This is a genomic window from Streptomyces sp. NPDC054961, assembly GCF_053609145.1.
Map to the genome: position 1 here is coordinate 50,725 of NZ_JBSGWY010000003.1, position 17,736 is coordinate 68,460.

Sequence of the window (17,736 nt, forward strand, 5' to 3'; positions counted from 1 at the left end):
CCCCGCCTCCCGGGGCCCCGCCTCCCCGGGCCGGGCCCGCGGCGGGGCCGCGCCCCCTACCCGTACATGCTCAGCAGTTGCTCGGCGGAGAGCTCGGTCACCGACTCCGCCACCGCGCCCGGGAGCGGGAGCTCGAACCAGACCGTCTTGCCCCGGTGGGTGCGCCGGGTGCCCCAGCCCGCCGAGAGCAGGCCGACGAGCTGGAGGCCGCGGCCCCCCTCGTCGGTGTCGCGCGCGCGCCGACGCCTCGGCTGGACCAGGTTCGCGTCCCAGACCTCGCAGACGAGGGTCCGGTCCAGCAGCAGCCGCAGCCGGATCTCGCCCTCGCCGTAGCGCAGGGCGTTCGTCACGAGCTCGCTGACCAGCAGCTCCGTCGTGTCCAGCAGCCCTTCCAGCCCCCAGGCCGGCAGCTTGGCCCGCGCCAGTTCCCGGGCCCGGCCCACCGACCGGGCCTCGCGCGGCAGCTGCCAGTCGCCGACGGCGTCCACCGGCAGGCCCTGGACCCGGGCCATCAGCAGCGCGATGTCGTCCTCCCCGTGCCGGGTGTCGAGGGAGTTGAGGACCCGGTCGCAGACCTCCTCCAGCGGGCGCGAGGGGTCGGCCAGCGCGTCGCGCAGGCCCGTCAGGCCCTCTTCCAGCGGGTGGTCCCGCGATTCGACCAGGCCGTCGGTGTACAGCGCGAGCAGCGCGCCCTCCGGGAGTTCGACCTCGACCTCCTCGAACGGCTCGCCGCCCACGCCCAGCGGCAGCCCCGTCGGGATCTCCAGGAGCAGTCCGGGCCGGGCCGGGGAGCCCTCCTCCTTCGGTTCCACCAGCACCGGCGGCATGTGGCCCGCGTTCGCGATGGTGCAGCGCCGGGTCACCGGGTCGTACACGGCGTACACGCACGTGGCGAGGTACACCTCCGAACGGTCCGCGTCCCGCGAGTGCAGCGCGGCGCGCGAGGCCTGCTGGGAGCCGCCGGGCGCGCCGAGCCCCCGGGCGATCTCGTCCAGCGCGGTCAGCACTTCGGCCGGTTCCAGGTCGAGCAGCGCCAGCGTCCGTACGGCCGTGCGCAGTTCGCCCATGGCCACGGCGGCCCGCAGGCCGCGGCCCATGACGTCTCCGACGACCAGCGCGGTGCGGTGCCCCGGCAGCTCGATGACGTCGAACCAGTCGCCGCCGACCTCGGTGGCCGCGTTGCCCGGCAGGTAGCGGCAGGCGATGTCGAGCCCGGCCGCCTCCGGGTCCCCGGGGGGCAGCAGGCTGCGCTGCAGGATCAGCGCGCGCTCGTGTTCGCGGCGGTAGAGCCGCGCGTTGTCGATGCAGACGGCGGCCCGCGCGGCGAGTTCGACGGCGACCGCCCGGTCCCGTTCGCCGAAGGGCTCGCTGCCCTTCGTACGGGAGAACTGCGCGAGTCCGACCACCGTGTCGTGCGCGACGAGCGGGACGACGAGGGTGGACTGGACGAGGTCACCGGACTGCGGTCCGGCGCCGTCCAGCAGCCGCGGCCGCGCCGTGCGCAGCGCGACGGCGCCCGGCGACCCGGCCGGATACCGGTGGATCTCCCCTACGGAGACCAGCGCGCCCGTGCCCGACAGCGGCGCGTCCGAGACCGCGGAGGCGAAGGCGACCCGCCGCAGCGGCGCCGAGGGCGCCCGGCCCGGGCCCTGGCCGGGCAGGCTGGGCACGCCCGGCCCCTGGGGGCGGGCGGGGCGGTCGTCGTCGCCGAGCAGGAGCCCCTGGTAGAGGTCGACGGCGGCCAGGTCGCAGAAGCCGGGGACGGTGACGTCGAGGAGTTCGCGGGCGGTGGTCTCCAGGTCGAGCGAGTTGCCGATGCGGTGTCCGGCCTCGTTCAGCAGGGCCAGGTTGCGCCGGACCCCGGCGGCCTCGCGGGCGGCGAGGTGGCGACGGGTGACGTCGATGCCGATGCCGGCGACGCCGACGGGGGTCCCGGAGCCGCCGTGGACCCGGTAGAGGTTGATGGACCAGTGCCGTTTCTCCCGGCTGCCGGGGGCGGCTCCGGTGATCTGGAGGTCGTTGACCGCGTCGCCGGTCTCCAGGACCCTGCGCAGGGCCTCGGCCATCCGGTCGGCCTCGTGCGCGGGCAGGTAGTCGTGGACGGTGCGGCCCCGGTGTTCCTCGGCGGCGCCGCCGAAGACGGTCGCGAAGCGGCGGTTGGCGCGCTGCACGGTGAGGTCCGTACCGAAGAGCAGGAAACCGAAGGGAGATTGACCGAAAATGGCCTGGGAGGCCGCCAGATCGGATTCGATCCGCCGCAGCGCACGCACGTCGACCACCACACAGAGCGCGGCGCGCTCGGCGGCTTCGGTCCGGGTGGGCATCACATAGATCTCGGCCACCCCGTGCGCGCCGTCCCCGCCCGGGATCCGGAAGGGGATCAGGCCCGTCCATTCCTTGCCGTCGAGGATCTCGGCCACGCGGCGGTGCCCGGCGGATCGCAGTTCGGCCGGCATGAAGGCGTCGACCGGGTCGCGGCCGACGGCCTGCGCCGGGGTCAGCCCGAAGAGTTCCTCGGCGCGCAGACTCCATTGGTCGATGAGACCGTCGGGCCCGATCGAGAACGAAGCGACCTTTATGTAGTCATATATCGAGCCAGGCGGGCTGTTGTGCCACAAGGAGTCGTGCCAGGTGTCCCTGCGCACGGGTTCCACGGGCACACGGGCCTGATGTGCCTGTTCAGGTATCTCGCTCACGCGACCGTCCCCTCCAGCTCACCGCAACCGGACCGGCCATGACCGAAGTATTCAGCACCGCGGCGCCTTACGGCACGGCCTTCGCGATCACAAAAGGATCCCGTTGTTTTCCAGCCATGCCGTGCGCTCTCCGCGGACTCCGTCCGGGGGGTGTCCCCTGGCCGCCCTTCCCCTTGTTACTGACCAGGAAGAGCCAACTCGAACCACACCGTCTTGCCCGACTTCCCGTGCCGGGTCCCCCAGCGCTGCGCCGAGGCCGCCACCAGGTGGAGCCCCCGGCCCCCCTCGTCGTCGGTGTCGGCGACGCGCTCGCGGGGCGGATCCGGAAGAGGATCGGAAACCTCCACGAGGAGCGCAGGGCCCGAGGGCGCGCCCGGGGCGGCCGGATCACGCCGTACCAGCCGGACCCCGATGGGTCCGGAGGCGTAGCGAAGGGAGTTGGTGACCAGCTCGCTGACCAGCAGGACGGTGACATCGCCGACGGCCTCGAGACCCCAGTCGCGAAGGGCGCCGCGGACCGCGTGACGGGCGGTGCGGACGGCACCCGGTTCGGCGGGGAAGGCCCATTCGGCACACTCGCCGTCTGTGTCGATCACGCCGATCACTTCCCGGGCCGGGTGGCGACCCCAGTCCGGTTCGACAGGGACAGAACCACGGGGGACAAGTACATATGCGGATTAATAGCGACATACCCGATATTCAGGGCGTCGTACCACTCGGCCCCCCACGAACCGGCGCACTGTGGCGCAGACGGCCTAGAGCCCGACGTCACGCGCCCCCGTGAACCCGGGCCGCGGACTCCAGCCGCCGGCCGGCCTCGGCGACCGCCGGGCGGTCCTGGTCGAGCCAGTCCACCGAGTCGAGCTCGTGGGGACCGAGCCAGCGCAGCTCGTCGTGGTCCTCCAGCGGAACGGGATCGCCGGAGAGCAGCCGGGCGGTCCACACGTGCAGGACCAGGCCCGGCTTCAGCGGCCACTCCCCCGGGATCCGCTCGAGCGCCTCGGTCTCGACGCCGAGCTCCTCGCGCAGTTCGCGCACGAGCGCCTCGGGCCCCGATTCGCCCGGCTCGGTCTTGCCGCCCGGGAGTTCCCAGCGGCCGGCGAGCTCCGGGGGTGCGCTGCGGCGGGCCGCCAGCAGGCGCCCGTCATGACAAAGGGCTCCGCCCACGACCACGCGTACCGTCATGGGCGGAGCCTATGGCAGCGGCGTTGCCGCTGCGACGCTCACTTCGTTCTGGACGCTCACTTCGCTCGGGACGCTCAGTTCATCGTGGCGGTCTGGCTGGTGGTGCTGCCCTGGACGAGCCGCTCGATCCAGTAGAGCTGCTTGTGTCCCCTGTCTTCGAGGCTGTCGGCAACCTTCTGGGCTTCTGCCCGGGTGGCGTAGCGGCCCACCCGGTAGCGGTTGCCGTTGTCGTCCTCACGTATGACCAGCCACGGGAGCAGGGCACCGCTGTCGTTCATCGCGTTTCACCCTCCGCCGACGTACCTGCCCGGGAAACCGCATTGCGCATATGCCTGAGCCTACGCCCGACCTTTACGCAGCGGATATGGTTTTTCACGAAGAGGTACCTCACAGGCGTACGCATCCGGCCACGCGTACGAGTGCGCCGTGCGCGCCGGTTCAGACCCGGCGCACGGTGCGCGCCGGCGGAATCACCGCTCTCCCCGGGGTCTGCCGGCGGCCGGCATCCCCGCAGGTCGCGTCGCGGGAACAACCGAGCGAGCAGATCGCGCCGCACCGGACGGGACGGTCGGCGGTGGCGGGCAGCTCGTACGGGGCCGCGCGGACGGAGCGCGGACACGTCGCGGTGACGTCCGTCCGCCTCCCCGTCCGGGCCGCCGACGGTGTCCGGCCTGGCCAGGCAGCGCTTCTCCTTCGCCAGCCCCGCGGTCAACGGGCGCAGGACGCGCGCGAGTCGGAGGCCGGGAACGCTTCGGCGTATGTCCCGAAAGGGCCGCGCGACGAGCAGGCGCGCGATGAGCAAGTCCCCGATGCCCGCGCGGAGTCCGAGGCCGGGCCCGAGCCCGAGGGGGCGCGGAGGCCGGAGCCGGCGCCGAGGGGGCACAGAGGCCGGGGTCGAGGCCGGGGCCGGGGCCGGTGTCAGGCGCCGGGCGCGAAGTCCGCGGGGCAGGGGTGCTCCAGACGCTGCCCGGGCATCACCCCGCCCGCACGCCGTCGTCGGCGTCCGCTCAGCGGACCGGCAGGTGGTACGCGAGGCGGTAGCGGTCGGCCGGGACCACGACGTCCGCCGTCTCCACGGCACGGCCGGACGCGAAGTACGTGCGCCCGATCACCAGCACCACGTGGCCCGGGACCCCGCCGAGCAGCAGGCTCTCCTCCGCCAGGCCCGGCCGGGCGCCGACCTCCTCCACCACGTTGTCCACGACCACGTCGATCGCCGCCATCCGGTCGACGACCCCCGCGCCGCCGAGCGGCCCCTCCTCGGGCAGCATCACCGGCGTCCGGCCCGTCACGGTCAGCGGCTCCCAGGAGGTGGACAGCATCATCGCCTCCCCCGCGTCGCGGAAGACGTACCGCGTCCGCATCACCCGCTCGCCGGGTTCGATGCCGAGCCGCTCGGCGATGTCCGGCGGGGCCCCGGTCTGCTCGCTGCCGGAGTCCCAGGTGCCGCGCGCGCCCGCCTCCGCCTGTTCCTGGCGGAACGGGGTCGAGACCCCGCCCGTGCGGTAGCCGGTGCGGGCCACCCGCCGGGGGACGGGCTGCTCCCGCACGTACGTGCCGGACCCGGATCTGCCTTCGACCAGGCCCTCCGCCATGAGGACCTTGCGCGCCTCCAGCGCCACGGTGTCGGAGACCCCGTACTCCTCGCGGATCCGGGCCTGGGAAGGGAGCCTGGCGTGCGGGGGCAGGGACCCATCGACGATCTTCCGTCGCAGATCCCCGGCGACGCGCAGATAGGCCGGCTGCTCGCCGAAAGTCACTGGCCACTCCCATCAGGTTGACAGACAGCTACAGCCTGGCAACCGACGGTTGTACGCCGCAAGCAAGGGCCAGAGTTTCACCCGAAGTGATGAAGCCAGGTCACTCAAACCCACGCGTCACACCAGCACCGCGCGGACACCGCCCCGACACCTCCGCACGTCACAGCACGCGTCCCGGTACCTGTCCCGGCACCTGACCCGGTACGCGTCGCAGTCGGACCGATTCCACGCTCGGGCCGTCCCGTTCCGCCTCCTCCAGCCACTGCGGGACGGTCGTCGACAGTCCGTACGCCCCGCGCAGCGCCTTCTCCGCCGCCACCGGTAGCTCGGCGAGCGCCCGGCTCCAGGCCTCGGAGAACGCTTCCGGGTCCGACGCGCGCGCCGCCTTCTGCCATTGGCGCCGCGCGGCCTCGACCCGCTCCTTCTGCACGCCCGCCGGCCCGGCCAGCTCCGGCCGCCCCTTCGCCCCGTCGAGCATCCGCGACTCGGCGGCCAGCGCCTCGTCCACCCGGCGCGCCCAGGCCAGGTACTCCACCAGCGCGTCCTCGACGCCCTGCTCGGGCGAGCCGCCCAGCGCCTGGTCGGCCTCGTTCATCGCGTGCAGGAAGGTCACCTGCTCCGGCTTCAGCATCCCGGCGTCCTTGCGCAGGCTTCCCGTGTGCTCCTGCTCCGCCGTGCCGATCACGCACACCACGCGCCGGTCGCCGTCGCCCCAGGACCCGCGCGAGGGGGCGAAGTAGAACATCTCCGCGTACGGGGGCAGCGCCCAGGTGTCCATCGCGTACGCGTCCTGCGCCCGCCAGCAGTCCTCGTTCGCCGACCGTTTGAGCTCCTCGACGCCCGGGAACCGCGGTCCGCTCAGCGTGGTCGAGGCCGTGACCTCCGCGTCGTGGACCCGCGCGCAGGCGATCCGGTACACGAAGGGGTCCTCCTCCAGCAGGTCCCCGCCGGGGACGTTGAAGCACTCGCCCGCACGCAGCTCGTCGATGTCGGTCAGCTCGCCCTCGACGTCCTCGTACGGCTCCAGCGCGCCCAGCGCGCGGGCCCGCTCGAAGAGCGTGTCCGCGACCCGCGGCACGGCGAACACCATCACCGCGGTCATCACCAGCGAGACGGCCAGGCCGCAGACGGCGAGGCCCCGGCCCCGCTCGCCCCTCTTGGCCGTCTGCACCAGGGCCACGATCGCGAGGACGACCCCCAGGGGCGGGAAGCAGAGCAGCCCGACCAGCAGCGAGGCGAGCGCGAAGCCGTTGAGCGCGGGCGGCCCGTACGGGTACCCGTACGGGGGCGGGGGCGGCGGCGGGGCGGGCCAGAGGGGCGGGGGCGGGTTGGTCACGGGTCGAAGTGCTCCATCAGGGCGGGGCGGTGGCGGCGACGGAAGCGTTCGCTCAGGCGTGCGCGCGTACGAATGCGCGAATAGTACGCAGTTGGGGGCGACCGCCGAAACGGTCGCCCCCGCTGTTCAACCCGTCGTCGTTTCACGCCGTGTTCCGCGCCGGACCCGGCACGGACCACGACCGCTCAGAACTGGAGCGCCCAGGAGTCGATCTTCCCCGTGTCGGCGTTCGCGAGGTCGGCGACCCGGAGCTTCCACACGCCGTTGGCCACCTCGGCCGAGGCGTTCACCGTGAAGGTCTGCACGATGTCGTCCGCGCTTCCGCCGGTGCGGTTGCGCAGGCCGTAGACCGTGCCGTCGGGGGCGACCAGGTCGACCTTCAGGTCACCGACGTAGGTGTGCTTGATGTCGACCGGGACGCTCAGCGTCGCCGGGGCGTTGCCGGAGATCCCGCTGACGGTGATCGGCGACTCGACGGTGGCGTTGTCGTTGACCGCGTAGTCCGCCGTGTTCTCGAAGCGGGTGCCCGGGTTCGGCGGGGTGGTGGAGCCCCCGACGTTGAGCAGCCGGTTCGGGGAGCCGGTGCCGGCGCCGGTCACGACGTTCGGCGTGGCCGCGTTCACGAGGGCCGTGGAGACCTGGGCCGGCGTGGCCGCCGGGTTGGCCGCGAGGTGGAGCGCGGCGGCGCCGACCACGTGCGGGGTCGCCATCGAGGTGCCGGAGATGGTGTTCGTGTTGGTGTCGCCGGTGCCCCAGGAGGAGGTGATGGAGGAGCCGGGCGCGAAGAGGTCCAGGACCGTGCCGTAGTTGGAGTAGCTCGCCTTGGCGTCGGTGCTGGTCGTGGCGCCGACGGTGATCGCCTCGGCCACGCGGGCCGGGGACTTGGTGGCGGCGTTCGTGGACTCGTTGCCCGCGGCCACCCCGTAGGTGATGCCGCTGGCTATGGAGTTGCGCACGGCGGTGTCGAGCGCGGAGTCGGCGCCGCCGCCGAGCGACATGTTCGCCACGGCCGGTTTGACGGCGTGCTGGGTCACCCAGTCGATGCCGGCGACGACCTGGGCGGTCGTACCCGAGCCGTTGTTGTCGAGCACGCGCACGCCGACGATCTTCACCTTCTTGGCCACGCCGTACGAGCCGCCCCCGACGGTGCCGGCGACGTGGGTGCCGTGGCCGTGGCCGTCCTGCGCGGTGTTGTCGTTGTCGATGGCGTCGTAGCCGTAGGAGGCCCGCCCGCCGAACTCGGTGTGCGTGATGCGCACCCCCGTGTCGATGATGTACGCCGTCACGCCCTCGCCCGCCGTGTCCGGGTAGGTGTAGCCGCTGTCGAGCGGGAGCGCGCGCTGGTCGATCCGGTCCAGGCCCCAGGAGGGCGGGTTCGGCTGGGTGGTGTCGACGGTGAAGGTCCGGTTCTGCACGACCGACGCCACGGCCGGGTCGGCGGCGAGCTTCCTGGCCTGCGCCTCGGAGGCCTCCACGGAGTAGCCGTTGAGGGCCGCGGCGTAGGTCCGGTCGATCGTGGCGCCGTACCGCTTGGCCACGGCCTTTCCGCTGTCGGCCGTGGCACGGGCCGCGGAGTCGCGCAGGGTCACGATGTAGCTGCCGGGGACGGTGCCCGCGGCGCCGGCGTTCTCGATGACGCCCTGCGGGGCGTCCGAAGCGGCCGAGGCGGCCGAGGCCGGTAACGCGGCGGCGACGCCGAGCGTGAGGGCCAAGGTGGCGGCCGCGCCGATGCCGGCGGCCTTGCGGCGGGTGTGACGCATCACGGACATGCGAGGGGTCCTCCTCATAGGCGGTGCGCTGCGGGGGGTGCGCGGACACGTCGCTTTAGGCATGACCATGACAAGTAATTCAGCCCAACGGCGCGCCGCTGACGAAAGGTTGACCCACAGACTCACCTCCCCACAAGAGGACAACGAACGCGTAACATCCGTGCCATACGACAGCCATGAACGAGCAAAGGCGGTCAGCACATGACGCACGCACTGCCCGGCTACGTCTGCGCCGAGGACGGGGCGCGCGCCGACGTCCGGACCGCGCCGTGGTGCTGTCCCCTCTGCGGCGGCCCGTGGGACCTCGACTTCACTCCCGATCCGGCCGCCCCGCTGGAACCCCACGCCGGACCGCCCTCGCTCTGGCGGTACGGATCCGCGCTGCCGCTGCCGGGGGCCTACGCCGTGACGCTGGCCGAGGGGAACACCCCGCTGGTGCCGCTGGCCGAGCGGGTCCACGCCAAACTCGACTTCCTCATGCCCACGTTGTCGTTCAAGGACCGGGGCGCGGTGATGCTCGCGGAGCTGGCGCGCCGGCTCGGCCCGAAGCGGGTGGTGGCGGACAGCAGCGGCAACGCGGGGACCGCGTGCGCGGCGTACTGCGCGCGGGCGGGACTGAGTTGCGAGGTGTTCGTGCCGGAGGGCACCGCGCGGAGCAAGACGGAGCGGATGCGCGCGCACGGCGCGGTGGTGCGGACGGTCCCGGGCGGGCGCGAGGCGGCGGCCGGGGCGGCCCGCGCCGAGGCCGACCTCCCGGGGGTCTTCTACGCCAGCCACGTGTTCAACCCGTACTTCCTGCACGGCACGAAGACCTACGTGTACGAGGTGTGGGAGGCGCTCGGCGGGCACCTCCCCGAGGTGCTCGTGGTCCCGGTCGGCAACGGCACCCTGCTGCTCGGGGCCGCGCTGGCCGTGGAGGAGCTGGCCCGCCGCGGGGTCCGCCCGCCGGCGCTGATCGCCGTGCAGTCGGCGGCCGTGGCCCCGCTGGCCTCGGCCTTCCACGCGGGCGCCGAGGACGCCGGGGCCGTGCCCGAGCTCCCCACGCTGGCGGAGGGCATCGCCATCCCGGCTCCGCCCCGGGCCCGCCAGATCCTCGCCGCCGTCCGGGCGTCCGGCGGCACCTTCCTGACCGTCACCGACGACCGCGTCCGCGCGGCCCGGCTCGATCTGGCCCGGCGCGGCCTCTTCGTGGAACCGACGGCCGCGGCCTGCTGGGCCGCGGTGGGCCCGGGCGCCCCCGGCAACCCCCTCCAGGACCGCAGCGCGGTGGTTCCCCTGTGCGGCGCGGGCGCCACGTCGGGACCGGCCGCGCCGGCGGCCTGAGCGGCGCCGTCGCAGCCTCTCGGCGGCCGCGGCCCCTGCCGCGAGACGCCTGATGGGTGCAGCGGCCAACGACATAGGCTTCCGGTCATGCCCACCTCAACGGCCCGCGTCTGGACCGCCCTCGGCCTCGTCTACGTCGTCTGGGGCTCGACCTACCTCGGCATCCGGATCGTCGTCGACACCATGCCTCCGTTCCTCTCCGCGGGCGCCCGCTTCCTCACCGCCGGGGTGCTGTTGGCCGCGATCGTCGCCTGGCGCGACGGCCCCGCCGCCCTCAGGGCCACCGGTGCCCAGGTGCGCTCCGCCGTCCTGGTCGGCCTGCTCCTGATCCTCGGCGGCAACGGCCTCGTCGTCCTCGCCGAGACCTCGGTCCCCTCCGGCCTCGCCGCCCTCCTGGTCGCCGCCGTGCCCATGTGGCTGGTCTGTCTGCGGGCCGGCACCGGAGACCGCCCGTCGCCGCGCACCCTGGCCGGGGTGTTGCTGGGACTCGCCGGACTCGCCGTCCTGTGCAGCCCGGGGATCGACGGCGAGACCGGTCTCGCCGGGGTGCTCCTGGTCCTCGGGGCCTCGGTCCTCTGGTCGCTGGGCTCGTTCTCGGCGTCGAAGCTCACCCTGCCCGCCAACCCCTTCACCGGCAGCGCCTACCAGATGCTCGCGGGCGGGGCCGGCGGAATCGTCGTCGGCCTGTGCCGCGGCGAGCACCACGGCCTGCACCCCGGGTCGTACGCGACCGGGTCCTGGCTGGCCCTCGGCTACCTCGTGCTCTTCGGCTCGCTCGTCGGTTTCACCTCGTACGTGTGGCTCCTGCGGGCGGCTCCGCTCTCGCTGGTGGCCACGTACGCCTACGTGAATCCGGTCGTGGCCGTCGCCCTCGGCTGGCTCATCCTCGACGAGTCCCTGACCTGGCCGATCGTGCTCGGCGGCGCGATCGTCGTGGCCGCGGTGAGCGTGATCGTCAGCACGGAGCGGCGTACCTGAGCGCCCCGGCCCGAGGGGCCCGGTCCGAGGGGCCCGGCCCGAGGGGTCCGGTCCGCCCGACGGGTCTGACGGGCGGCCTTTCGGCGGCCGCCGCCGGCGGGCTCGGGTCAGCCCTTCGCCGCACGCTCGTAGAGCGCCTTCGCCCGGCCGTCGAACAGGGCCGCCGTCGAGTCCACGTCCGTGTTCCCGCCGCTCAGCACCCCGATCAGCTGCCCGGGCCGCCCCGGGCCGCCCCGGTCGGCGATCCACGGGCTGCCGCTGGTCCCGGTCCAGAACCCGGAGCAGTTGATGTACAGCATGGCGGCGTCGTCCTCGTCGTGGCGGCTCTGGGTCGTACAGGCGACGGGCTTGTTCTCCGGGTTGTGCTGCGATTCCGGGTACCCGACCACGGTCACCTCGCGGTCGTAGCCGGAGGTCCAGGCGGGCTTCGGGGTCTCGTCGCGCCCCACGACCTCCTGCAGGCTGCGCCCGTCCTCGTCCGGGTCGACCGTGAGGAAGGCGAAGTCGGCGGTGTCCTCGCCCCACTTCGTCCAGCGCTCGTCGACCTGGACGGAGCGCACCTTCCACACGCCGAGGGGCTGCTTCCCCGAGCCCTCGCCGGAGAAGGCGGGGGCGAAGGCGAGCTCGCCGATGGCCAGCCCGTCGTGCGCGACCTCACCCGGCCGCCCGCCCTCGCCGGCGGGGGCCACGCAGTGCGCGGCGGTGGCGACCACGTTGCCCCGCGGACTGTCGACGACGCTGGCCGTGCACCAGTGTTCCCCGTTGGCCATGAGCACCCCGACGGTCGGGAACGGGAGCGCGTGCCGGTCCTCGTAGCCGCCGGAGGTCTTGACGAAGACCACCGCGAGCAGCGCGGCGACCCCGGCCGCCGTGGCGGAGGCGACTGACCTGACCCCCGGGCTCATGGCCCCGCGGCGTCTTCCGCGCTGCCGTCCCGGTCCGCCTCCGACGTCGGGTCCGGCGTCGGGTCCGGCGTCGGGTCCGGCGTCGGAAGGGGAGCCGCGCCGGGAGTCAGGCGGGGGGCCGGGCGGGAGGCCGATCCGGGCCTCGAGCCGTGGGCCGACACGGGCGTCGACCCGGGCGTGGAACCGGGAGTCGACCCGGGCGTCGAAGGCGGCGTCGGACGGGGCGCCGGCGTGGGCGCCGACATCACCTTGCTGATCCACTCCAAGGAGCCCTCCCTCATGCCGCGCACGTACGACTTCCCGTTGTGCTCACCATCCTGGATCACCTGGAGCCGGGTGTGCACGGGGCCCTTCCCGTAGTCCCGCATGAACGCCTCGGCCTTCTCCCGGCCGCTCTCCTTGGTGCCGATCTGGAAGTTCAGGTAGACGTCCGGGCCGCCCGCCACGATCAGCCGCGCGGCCAGCTTCTCGGGGTTGTTCTCGTCCATGGCCCGTGTGTTCCCGTTCCACAGCGGGGAGTCGGGGACGAGGTCCGCGCCGCTCGCGATGACCGCCTTGAAGCGGTCGGGGTACTTCAGGACGTGCTTGAGGGCTCCGAAGCCGCCCGAGGAAGAGCCCATGTAGGCCCACCCGTCGCGTGAGGTGAAGGTGCGGAAATTGGCCTTCGTGAAATCCGGGACGTCATCGGCCATCCAGGTGCCCATCTTGGGCTGGCCGGGGATGTCCGAGCCGTCGAAGTGGTGCTTGGTATCGGCGTTGATCACCGGCATGACGAGGATGAAGGGCAGGCTCTTGCCGGCCTTCGCCCCGTCGCTCACCGCTTGCTGGAGGCCGAGTCCGGGGCCGGTGCCCCAGTAGTTCTTGGGGTACCCGCGGCCGCCCGGCAGCGAGATCAGGACGGGGAAGGCGCTCTCGGCGTAGGCCGGGTCGTCGTACTCCTTCGGCACCCACACCCAGACGTCGCCGGTGAATCCGGACTTCTTGCCGATCAGTCTCGTCTGCGCGATCTGCGTACCGTCCGGCAGCCGGGAGGTGCGGACGAACTCGGCCTTCGGTCCGGTCGGCATGCTCACGCCGGGCCGCGCGGAGGCGGCGGTGGTGGTGGAGGCCGTCGCGTGGGCCTTTCCGAAGGAGACGGGATCGCCTATGTCCGAGAAGAGCCCGTACTGGTAGGCGGCCGCCCCGCCGACGAGGAGGGTGAGGCCGAGCCCCCCGCTGATCAGGATCCGCCGCTTGCGGCGGTCGGGGCGGCGGTCCCCGGTCGTGGCGCCGCCGTCGCCCTGCTGGTCTTGGTGCACGGATCTTTCCCGTTCCCTCTCCGGCGTCCCCGCAGGAACGCGGGCCGGACCCATTGGTCCCCCCTCACATCCATAACAGAGGTATGAACGACCGGATGGGTTGCCCGGGAATGGTGGACGTGGCGAGAGCCACGTCCGGTGCGCGCGCCCGGCACGTCCGGCGACCGTCCCCCGCCGCCCGGTCCCCCGGCCGGGTGCGTCCGATCGCGGGGCCGCCACGGGCGCAGGGGCGCACGGGCGCACGGGCGCACGGCGCCGGGCTGCACGGCTGCGAGGCGGAGGCGGGAGGCGGAGAAGTGAAGAAGTGGAGAAGTGGAAGGCGGGGAGGCGGGGAGGCGGGGAGGCGGGGAGGCGGGGAGGCGGCGGTCAGCCGGCCGCGGGCTTCGGGCCCTTCAGCACCTTGCTGATCCACTCCAGCGAGCCTTCCTTCATGCCGCGCACGTAGTGCCAGCCGTTGTGCTCGCCGTTCTGGATGTCGCGGATGGTGATCTTGACCGGTCCCTTGCCGTACTTCTCCTGGAACTGCGCCATCCGCTGCTTGCCGGTCTCCTTGGTCCCGACCTGGAAGTTGATGTAGACCTCGGGGCCGTTGGCGTCGATCAGCTGCTGCGCGAGCTTCTCCGGGTTGTTCGCGTCCATCTCCGCCTGATGTCCCTTCCAGAACGGGGAGTCGGGAACGATCTCGCCGCCGCTGGCGATCACGGCCTTGAACCGGTCCGGGTGCTGGAGGACCTGCTTCATGCCGACGAAGGCGCCGGAGGAGGAGCCCATGAAGGCCCAGCCGTCACGGGACTTGTACGTACGGAAGTTGGCGCGGGTGAAGTCCGGGACGTCCTCGGCGATCCAGGTGCCCATCTTGGGCTGGCCGGGTATGTCGGAGCCGTCGTAGTAGTACTTCGCGTCCGGGTTGAGCACCGGCATGATCACGATGAACGGCAGGCTCGTACCGGCCTGGACGCCTTCGCCGATGGCCTTCTGGAGGCCGAGGCTGCGGTCGGACCAGTAGTTGGCCGGAAAGCCGTTGCCGCCCGGGAGCGCGATGAGGACCGGGAAGCCGCTCTTGGCGTACTTCGGGTCCTCGTACTCCTTCGGCGTCCACACCCAGACGTCGCCCTCGAAGCCGGACTTGGCGCCCGCGAGGCGGGTCTTGGCGATCACCGTGCCGTCGTCCAGCCTGGTGGTCTGCTTGAAGGTGGCCCGCGGGCCCGTCTCGAGCTGTACGTCGGGGTCCCCGCTCGGCGTGGGCGCGCTCTTCGGGGCCTCGCCCGGGACCGCCTTCCCGGTTTCCGCGCCGGCGGCGGGCGGGGTCGTACCGAAGCTCACCGTGGAGCCGTCGCCGGAGAACCAGTCCAGCTTCCAGGCGGCGAAGCCGCCGCCGAGGAGGAGTGCGAGGGCGACGGCCGCGCCGGTCGCCATCACGCGACGGGAACGCTTGCGGCCGGAGCGCTCCGGTTCGGGGGGCCCGGTGGGCCCGGGTATGGAGGGCTCGTACCGCTCGTACGCCTCGTACGGCTGGTCATCGGGCCGCGGACGCTGCGGGTCCTGGTGCACGAACTTCGCTCCGAACGGTCATGACTGCCCCTCAGTGGGGCAGAGCGGACGGGGGTTCCCCCTAGTCCTGATGTGTGAATCCCCCGAAGAGTTCCAAAACAGCGCAAAGACATCCACTGAATCTCCGCCGTCCGGAACCTTTCCCCCCGACGTCACCTCAGGTCGCCGAGGACCTCCACGCACCGCCCCAGCAGCCGGACCAGCTGCTCCCGCTCCTCCGGACTGAAGGCGGAGGCGAGCCGGCGCTCGACCGAGACGGCCGCCGCGTCGGCCACCTCCATCACCGACCGCCCCTCGTCGGTGAGCCGGGTCTCCAGGACGTTGCGGTGCAGCTCGTGCGGGGTCCGCTCGATGAGGCCGCGCTCCTGGAGGTTCTTCAGCACCGTGTTCATGGTCGGCGGAGTCACCCCGCAGAGGCGGGCGAGCGCGGCGGCGGAGATCCCGGGCTTCTCGGAGAGCCACAGGAGCGCGGCGTACTGAGGAACCGTTACCGCGGCCGGCTTCACCGCGGCGTTCTTGGCCCCGAGGAGCGCCTGTTCGGCGCGTTTCACGTGGGAGCCGATGCGCTCCTCGACGGGCATGGAAGTCATCCAGGCATCATAAAGCCCTTGCGTGTATTAGAGCTCTAATCTACCTTCGTACTCACACATTGAGAAGGGGACATCCACTGATGAAGAAGCTCCTGCCCGCCTCCCTGCTCACCCTGGCGGTCGCCCTCACCCTCGGCGCGGCCCCCGCCGCCCGGGCCTCGGACGGCCCGTCCTCCGAAGGCCAGTCCTCCGGCGGCCAGCCCCCCGCCAGCAGGGCAGCGGCCGTGCGGATCTCCACGGCCTTCGGGCTCCCGTCCGCGCGGGCCTTCCCCGAGGGCATAGCCGCCGATCCCCGCACCGGCACGGTCTACGTCGGCTCCTACACGGACGGCACCGTCTACCGGGCCCGCCCCGGCGCACGCGCGGCCGAGGTGTTCCTGCCCGCCGGCACCGACGGCCGCCACACCGCGAACGGACTGCGCGTGGACGCGCACGGCAGGCTCTGGGTGACCGACTCCACGTCGGGCGTCTCGGTCTACGACACCCGCTCGGGGGCCCGCCTCGCCCACTTCGAGATCCCCGGAAGCGAGCCCCGCTTCCTCAACGACCTGGCCATCACCCCGGACGGCACCGCGTACCTGACCGACAGCGTCCGCGCGGTGGTCTACCGGGTGACCCCGGCCCAGCTCGCCGCCGGTTCCGGCCCGCTGCTGCCCGCGTACGACCTGAGCGGACGGCTGACGCCGTCGCCGGCGGGCAGCTTCAGCCTCAACGGCATCGCCGCCGACCCGGCCGGGCGCTACCTGCTCACCGTCGACATGACGGCGGGGGACCTGTACCGCATCGACCCGCGCTCGGGGGCGATCTCCCGCGTGGCCCTCTCCGGCGGCGACCTGAAGACCGCCGACGGCCTCGACCTGGCCCCGGGCGGCGTCCTGCGCGCGGCCCAGAACACCCGCAACACCCTGAGCCGCTGGCAGCTCTCGGCGGACGGCACCCGGGCCCGGCTGGTCCGCACGGTCACGGACCCGTCGTTGCAGATACCGACCACGCTGGTCCAGGTTCCGGGCGGCCGCACCCTGGTGGTGCGCTCCCAGTTCGACAAGGACGGCGGCCCGATGCCGTCCACGGGCACCCCCACGCCCTTCACGATCGCCTCGGTCCGCGGCCTCTGACCCCCGGGCCGCCGGCGGGGACCCGACACCCGGTCCCCCGTCGGCCCCGTCGGGCACCAGCAGCGAGGCGGCTCAAGCATCCCGACGAGCATCCCGACGACATCCGTGCGCCGCATGCGGATCAGCGGCACAACGCCGCTCGTGACGGCCCCGATCGCTACGGTTGGCCCATGACCGCACTGCCCGACTGGATGCGCCCGCCGCGCGCGGAAGGCTGGTCCGCGGAGGATCTCGACCGCCTCCCCGAGGCACCCCGCCACACGGAGCTGATCGACGGAGCCCTCGTCTTCATGCTGTCGCCCCAGCGGTCCTGGCATGGCCGCCTCGTCATCGCCCTGACCACAACACTCATGGCGCAGGCATCTTCCGGGGCACCCTCGAGCGCCCGGTGCCCTTCCATCTCAGCCTCGACCTCGACAAGCTCACGCCGCCCCGAAACGGCTGACAAGCCAGCACCACGTCAGCACGGGAATGCGGAAGGGGCCGGACTCGACAGAGTCCGACCCCTTTGCTCCTGCGCTTGAGGCCATGAACGGCCGCACATGCAGGCCTTGCTGTCAGTGAGCTCCGGCATCCTAAGAGGCGAGCCGAGGCCAAGGGGGGATACGCCACATGGGTGGGGTCGACACAGCGCGGGGAATGGGCTTCCAAACAGCGTGTGCCATTTTGCAGTTGATCCGTACCCCGGATCAGTATCCGGAGGCGGAGACCTTCCGGGTGGAGGGCGCCGACGAAGCCATCGACTTCGAGGTGCGCGACGGGCAAGGGCGGCCGCTCCTGCTCGCCCAGGCGAAGACCCGCGTCGAACCCCGCTCCTGGTCGGGGCCGGAGCTGGTGCGGCTCGCCCGCCGGTGGGGAGAGGCGGACCCTGACGGTACGGCGGTGCTGCGGTTCCTCTCGGACGGACCGGTGCACGCGTCAGGCCAGGCCGTGCGCGACGCGGCGGAACGGGCCCGTGCCGTGACGGACCCCGAGCGGTGGCTGGCCGCGTGCGAGGGCCTGGGAACCTCGATCGCGCTGACGGCCGAGGACCACGCGCTCATGCGCCGGTTGGAGATCAACACCCGCACGGGCCCGTGGGAGCAGATCCTCAACGAAGCCCGGCTGGAGCTGCTGCGGCGCGACCCCCCCCCCCCGCCGGCGGGGGGGGTGTCGCCGCCCCACAGCGCCGCGGTGGGGGGTGGGGTGAGACTCTGGGGCCGGCGGGCGCGCGGTCGGGCGCGGAGTCGG

At 72.9% G+C, this 17,736-nt stretch carries 14 protein-coding genes and 2 pseudogenes; 5 read left to right on the forward strand and 11 right to left on the reverse strand.

What is annotated here, in order from left to right:
• Nucleotides 1–56 precede the first annotated feature (56 nt).
• The 7 genes from ACWF9Z_RS04350 to ACWF9Z_RS04380 all read right to left on the reverse strand — a co-directional run bounded on the left by ACWF9Z_RS04350 (nt 57) and on the right by ACWF9Z_RS04380 (nt 8,746).
• Nucleotides 57–2,654 carry a SpoIIE family protein phosphatase gene (locus ACWF9Z_RS04350; protein ID WP_453597825.1) on the reverse strand — a complete coding sequence of 866 codons (2,598 nt, stop codon included), beginning with the start codon at nt 2,652–2,654 and terminating at the stop codon, nt 57–59.
• 218 nt (nt 2,655–2,872) lie between these two features.
• Nucleotides 2,873–3,301, reverse strand: coding sequence for an ATP-binding protein (locus ACWF9Z_RS04355; protein WP_453597321.1), 429 nt, complete (start codon nt 3,299–3,301; stop codon nt 2,873–2,875).
• 163 nt (nt 3,302–3,464) lie between these two features.
• Nucleotides 3,465–3,881, reverse strand: a complete 417-nt coding sequence (locus tag ACWF9Z_RS04360) for a (deoxy)nucleoside triphosphate pyrophosphohydrolase (protein WP_453597323.1) — start codon at nt 3,879–3,881, stop codon at nt 3,465–3,467.
• A 74-nt stretch (nt 3,882–3,955) separates the two neighbouring features.
• On the reverse strand, nt 3,956–4,159 hold the full coding sequence (locus tag ACWF9Z_RS04365; protein WP_384654396.1) for an SPOR domain-containing protein: 204 nt from the start codon (nt 4,157–4,159) through the stop codon (nt 3,956–3,958).
• Nucleotides 4,160–4,888: 729 nt separating this feature from the next.
• A complete protein-coding gene (locus tag ACWF9Z_RS04370; RefSeq protein ID WP_453597325.1) occupies nt 4,889–5,641 on the reverse strand; it encodes a GntR family transcriptional regulator in 753 nt (250 codons plus the stop codon).
• A gap of 160 nt (nt 5,642–5,801) precedes the next feature.
• On the reverse strand, nt 5,802–6,977 hold the full coding sequence (locus ACWF9Z_RS04375) for a DUF4190 domain-containing protein (protein ID WP_453597327.1): 1,176 nt from the start codon (nt 6,975–6,977) through the stop codon (nt 5,802–5,804).
• A 185-nt stretch (nt 6,978–7,162) separates the two neighbouring features.
• Nucleotides 7,163–8,746: a S8 family peptidase gene (locus tag ACWF9Z_RS04380; RefSeq protein WP_453597329.1), complete on the reverse strand. Its 1,584-nt coding sequence runs from the start codon at nt 8,744–8,746 to the stop codon at nt 7,163–7,165.
• Between the two features lie 201 nt (nt 8,747–8,947).
• On the opposite strand from ACWF9Z_RS04380, the gene ACWF9Z_RS04385 reads away from it, so the two are divergent.
• Both ACWF9Z_RS04385 and ACWF9Z_RS04390 read left to right on the forward strand, forming a co-directional pair.
• Nucleotides 8,948–10,069, forward strand: a complete 1,122-nt coding sequence (locus tag ACWF9Z_RS04385; protein ID WP_453597331.1) for a pyridoxal-phosphate dependent enzyme — start codon at nt 8,948–8,950, stop codon at nt 10,067–10,069.
• An 87-nt stretch (nt 10,070–10,156) separates the two neighbouring features.
• Nucleotides 10,157–11,047, forward strand: coding sequence for an EamA family transporter (locus tag ACWF9Z_RS04390; protein WP_453597333.1), 891 nt, complete (start codon nt 10,157–10,159; stop codon nt 11,045–11,047).
• Between the two features lie 107 nt (nt 11,048–11,154).
• On the opposite strand, the gene ACWF9Z_RS04395 is transcribed toward ACWF9Z_RS04390, so the two are convergent.
• The 4 genes from ACWF9Z_RS04395 to ACWF9Z_RS04410 all read right to left on the reverse strand — a co-directional run bounded on the left by ACWF9Z_RS04395 (nt 11,155) and on the right by ACWF9Z_RS04410 (nt 15,391).
• On the reverse strand, nt 11,155–11,952 hold the full coding sequence (locus tag ACWF9Z_RS04395; protein WP_453597335.1) for a trypsin-like serine peptidase: 798 nt from the start codon (nt 11,950–11,952) through the stop codon (nt 11,155–11,157).
• Entirely contained in the window at nt 11,949–13,250 is a 1,302-nt protein-coding gene (locus ACWF9Z_RS04400) for an alpha/beta hydrolase (protein WP_453597337.1), read from the reverse strand. Before ACWF9Z_RS04400 ends, ACWF9Z_RS04395 begins: the two co-directional genes overlap by 4 nt.
• Nucleotides 13,251–13,616: 366 nt before the next feature.
• On the reverse strand, nt 13,617–14,801 hold the full coding sequence (locus ACWF9Z_RS04405) for an alpha/beta hydrolase (protein WP_453597339.1): 1,185 nt from the start codon (nt 14,799–14,801) through the stop codon (nt 13,617–13,619).
• 152 nt (nt 14,802–14,953) lie between these two features.
• Nucleotides 14,954–15,391, reverse strand: a complete 438-nt coding sequence (locus ACWF9Z_RS04410) for a MarR family winged helix-turn-helix transcriptional regulator (protein WP_453597341.1) — start codon at nt 15,389–15,391, stop codon at nt 14,954–14,956.
• An 80-nt stretch (nt 15,392–15,471) separates the two neighbouring features.
• Here ACWF9Z_RS04410 and ACWF9Z_RS04415 point away from each other — a divergent pair, with 80 nt between their 5' ends.
• The 3 genes and pseudogenes from ACWF9Z_RS04415 to ACWF9Z_RS04425 form a co-directional block, all read left to right on the forward strand.
• Complete coding sequence (locus tag ACWF9Z_RS04415; RefSeq protein WP_453597343.1) at nt 15,472–16,506, forward strand: SMP-30/gluconolactonase/LRE family protein; 1,035 nt, start codon at nt 15,472–15,474, stop codon at nt 16,504–16,506.
• A 170-nt stretch (nt 16,507–16,676) separates the two neighbouring features.
• Nucleotides 16,677–16,877 (forward strand): annotated as a pseudogene (locus ACWF9Z_RS04420) (Uma2 family endonuclease); the annotation flags it as partial.
• Between the two features lie 301 nt (nt 16,878–17,178).
• Nucleotides 17,179–17,736: pseudogene (locus ACWF9Z_RS04425) on the forward strand (hypothetical protein); the annotation flags it as partial.